The following is a 2235-nucleotide window of genomic DNA, read 5'->3' on the forward strand; positions in this document are numbered from 1 at the left end:
GCGAAACGACGGCTGAGGAAGGGTGACCCCGCCAGGCCGAAGCGCCAAGGCGTGGCGGCGCCGCGGCTGATGCCGATGCGTGGCCCGACGGCGATCTCGGCCGCCTCCGCCCGCGGCAGGATCATGAAGGGCGGTTCGTCCAGCGCCCGCCGGTCCAGCGCCTGGGTGACGCCCAGCGCCTGGGCCAGCCGGCCAGGCCCGGCGCACAGCAGCCGCACATCCTCCAGCCCGCGCCGCGCCCGCATGGTCTCGATGCCCGCGGTCGGGGCGATCGCCCTCACCAGAATGGCGCTTCCGGGCCGCGCGGCGTCGCACACCAGGTTCAGGCACCAGTGCAGGCCGTAGGACCGGTAGACATAGGCATGGCCGATCGGGCCGAACATCGCCGCGTTGCGCGGGGTCGGGCCGGCGAAGGCATGCGAGGCCGGGTCGTGGGGGTCATAGGCCTCGGTCTCCACCACCGCCCCGCCGACGCCGTCGACCAGCAGCACCGTGCCGATCAGGGCACGGGCCATGGCTGCCGCGTCGGGTGTGAAAAAGGACCGGTCCAGGGGGGTGGAGGAGGCGGCGATCGGCATCCGACCTCTCTCGGCGAGGACGCGGCCCGGCACAAGCGGAATCCGCCGGAATGCCGCAGCGGGGTTCTGCCGGCTTGGCGCGGGCGGTGCGGCTGCCGTATGGTCGGACAATCGCGATCAAGGTGAACCCTCATGGACCAGCATGCCGATCCGCAGCCGAAGCCGGCTGTCCATCCTGAGCTTTTGGAGCTGCGCAGCAGCATCGACAACATCGATGCCGCCCTCGTCCATCTCCTGGCCGAGCGCTTCAAATGCACCCAGAAGGTGGGCCGCCTGAAGGCGACCGTCGGCCTGCCGCCCGCCGATCCGGCGCGTGAGGCGACGCAGATCGCGCGGCTGCGCCGGCTGGCGGAAGACGCCCATCTCGACCCGGATTTCGCCGAGAAGTTCCTGGCCTTTATCGTCGCCGAGGTGATCCACCACCACGAGGCGATCCGCGACGGCGCCCCGCCGCGCTGAGACGCCGACTCTGCCGAGGCCGAGGACTTTCTTTCGTGCCAGGCGCGCGGCCGGCCTGATATCGCCATGGCCCGCCTTGTCGGCCCCGCCCCGCCGGCCCAGATGAATGGGGCGGCCCCTGCGGCTGCCCTGTTTCCTGCCGCTGAGGGGCGGCCCCCACAAGATGGACACCCGACCATGCCTCAGCAGGACAAACCTGTGTGGTTCATCACCGGCTGTTCCACCGGCTTCGGCCGTGAGATCGCCCGCCAGGTGCTGGCCCTAGGCTACCGCGCCGTCGTCACCGCGCGCGACCCGTCCCAGGTGCAGGACCTCGCTGCCGGCCAGGACGGTCGCGCGTTGGTCCTGAAGCTCGACGTCACCAAGCCCGACCAGGTCGCAGCCTCGGTCAAGGCGGCGGAGGCGGAATTCGGCAGCATCGACGTGCTGGTGAACAATGCCGGCATCGGCTATTTCGCCGCGATCGAGGAAAGCGACGAGGCCGAGGTCCGCCGCATGCTCGAGATCAATTTCTGGGGCCTCGCCGCCATGACCCAGGCCGTGCTGCCCGGCATGCGGGCGCGGCGCCGCGGCCACATCATCAACATCTCCTCGCTCGGCGGCGTCCGCGCCAGCCCCGGGGTCGGCTTCTACAACGCCACCAAATTCGCGGTCGAAGGCCTGTCGGAAGCGCTGGCGCAGGAGGTCGCGCCGCTCGGCATCAAGGTGACGCTGATCGAACCCAGCGGCTTCCGCACCGACTGGGCCGGCCGTTCTGCCAATGAGGTCAGCCGCGTCATCGACGACTATGCGGAGACGGCCGGCGCCCGCTGGCGCCAGATCCGCGCCCGCAGCGGCCAGCAGCCCGGCGACCCGGTGCGGGCCGCCGCCGCCATCATCCAGGTGGTCGAATCGCCGGAGCCGCCGCTGCGCCTGCTGCTCGGCAAGGCCGCCGTCGCCGGTGCCCATGGCAAGCTCGAGGCCTTGCGCCGCGATTTCGAGGCGTGGGCCAAGGTCAGCGAAGCCGCCGATTTCCCGGAATCCTGAGCCGCCGCGCCCGACCAAGACGGCATGATCCAGACAGGGAGACCACCATGACCACCCATCCCGTGCTCCAGCCCGGCCGCGTCGCCGTCATCACCGGCGCCGCCGGCGGCATCGGCCTGGCCGCCGCCAAGCGATTTGCCAAGATCGGCCTCAAGGTCGTGCTGGCCGACCT

At 71.1% G+C, this 2235-nt stretch carries 3 protein-coding genes; 2 read left to right on the forward strand and 1 reads right to left on the reverse strand.

The window, feature by feature from the left end:
- The coding region (locus tag AC3XYG_RS06855; protein ID WP_489139063.1) for a DNA-3-methyladenine glycosylase at positions 1-578 on the reverse strand (578 nt) is incomplete at its 3' end.
- 132 nt (positions 579-710) lie between these two features.
- On the opposite strand from AC3XYG_RS06855, the gene AC3XYG_RS06860 reads away from it, so the two are divergent.
- Entirely contained in the window at positions 711-1037 is a 327-nt protein-coding gene (locus tag AC3XYG_RS06860) for a chorismate mutase (protein WP_489139064.1), read from the forward strand.
- Positions 1038-1235: 198 nt separating this feature from the next.
- Positions 1236-2063, forward strand: coding sequence for an oxidoreductase (locus AC3XYG_RS06865; RefSeq protein ID WP_489139065.1), 828 nt, complete (start codon positions 1236-1238; stop codon positions 2061-2063).
- Positions 2064-2235: the final 172 nt, after the last annotated feature.

Source organism: Inquilinus sp., assembly GCF_057815775.1.